Below are 1,705 nucleotides of genomic sequence, written 5' to 3' on the forward strand. Positions count from 1 at the left end.
CGGGCCGGCGGGCATCGTCCCGGCCAGCAACAGCTGGCATCCGGGCATCGTCGGGCTGATCGCCTCGCGACTCAAGGATTATGCGCGCCGGCCGGCCTTTGCCATCGCCTTCAATTCGACCGGCATCGGCACGGGCTCCGGCCGTTCGGTGACCGGCTTCGACCTTGGCCGGCTGGTGCGCGAGGCGGCGGCTGCCGGGCTGATCGTCAAGGGCGGCGGCCATGCGATGGCGGCCGGCATCACCGTCGAGCGTGCCAAGCTCGGCGAGTTGCGCGCCTTCTTCGAAGAACGCGCCGCGGCCGATGTCTTCCGGCTGCAGAACGAGGAAAGCCTGGCGATCGACGGCGCCCTGGCCGCCGAGGGCGCCACGATCGCGCTGCTCGACGCGCTGGAGAAAGCCGGCCCGTTCGGCGCCGGGCACATCGCGCCGGTCTTCGTGCTGCCGCGCCACCGGCTGGCCGACGCGCGCGCGATCGGAACCAATCACATTCGCGTCGACCTGCAGTCCCAAAGCGGCGGCAACATCCAGGCGATCGCCTTCCGCGCCGTCGACACTGCGCTCGGCGAATTCCTGTTCAAGAACAGGGGCAGGACCGTGCATATCGCCGGTTCGCTGTCGGGCAATTACTGGAACGGCAACCGCACGGTGCAGTTTCGCATCAGCGACGCGGCGCTTGCTTAACGACCTACCTTAACACAGACGTTTTGACCGGTTGGTTCGTGTGCGTTGGCAGATCCCATGCCTTGGCGATTGGCCGAGACGCCTATCGCAGTCGTCATCCAGGGTCTGCGCGCGTCGCTACGCTCCCTGCTCCGCCCTGGAATGACGAGGTTCGGGAGCCTCCAGCTCATCGCCAGCGTTTGCGCTGACTACGGCAACGGACGTTGATAGCCTTGCCCGACAAGCCTGGAATCTTTCCAAATCACTGAAGTAGCGGAATTCAGACCAGAACGGACTGCAGGCGGGTCAATTCGCTGATCTGGGACATCGTCGCCTGGTAGCCGAGGCTGATCGCCTCGTCGGCGCGATGGAATTCCGTCAGGCCGATATGGCTGAGTTTCGGCTGCAGTGACATATCCGGCGGATCGCCGGCCAGCCTGGCGCGCGAAATCCGGTCCTGGATGATGTTGAAGGCCTCGACCATGACGCCGGTGATGCCGAGGCGGCTCTGGTGCGACTGGGGATTGACCTGGCCGGGGCGCGGAGCGTCTTTCTCGACGACCAGTTCGCCGGCGCTGTGCTTGATGACGGCGGCGCGCCCGAAGAGGTCATAATGCAGGTTGACCGCCACGACGAGCGGCTGCTCGTAGGCGCGGCAGACCGAGACCGGCACCGGATTGACCAGCGCGCCGTCGACCAGCATGCGGCCGTTGCAGGCCACCGGCTCGAAGACGCCGGGCAGCGCGTAGGAAGCGCGCATGGCGGTGACGAGCGAGCCGCTCGACAGCCAGATCTCGTGGCCGGTGCGGATTTCGGAAGCGACGGCGACAAAGGGTTTCGACAGATCGTCGAAGCGGGCGCCGTCGAGATGCTCGCGTAGGCGCTGGTCGAGCTTCATGCCGCCGAACAGGCCGCTGCCGCGCAGATTGAGGTCGAGCAGGCCGAAGATGCGCCGCTTGGTCAGGCTTCTGGCGAACTCCTCCAGCTCGTCGAGCTTGCCGGCAAGATAACAGCCACCGACCAGGGCACCGACCGAGGTACCGG

The 1,705-nt window shown here is 66.3% G+C and carries 2 protein-coding genes; one reads left to right on the forward strand and one right to left on the reverse strand.

Features of this window, described 5'->3' with window-relative positions; translation table 11 throughout:
* Nucleotides 1–682 (forward strand): DHHA1 domain-containing protein (locus tag EOA27_RS35385; RefSeq protein WP_245491300.1); only part of this gene is annotated, 682 nt, incomplete at its 5' end.
* Between the two features lie 259 nt (nt 683–941).
* Here EOA27_RS35385 and EOA27_RS35390 read toward each other — a convergent pair.
* Nucleotides 942–1,705, reverse strand: a 764-nt coding sequence (locus EOA27_RS35390; protein WP_127258608.1) for a patatin-like phospholipase family protein, incomplete at its 5' end; no start/stop codon positions are given.

Source organism: Mesorhizobium sp. M2A.F.Ca.ET.037.01.1.1 (assembly GCF_003998075.1).
Lineage (GTDB): Bacteria > Pseudomonadota > Alphaproteobacteria > Rhizobiales > Rhizobiaceae > Mesorhizobium.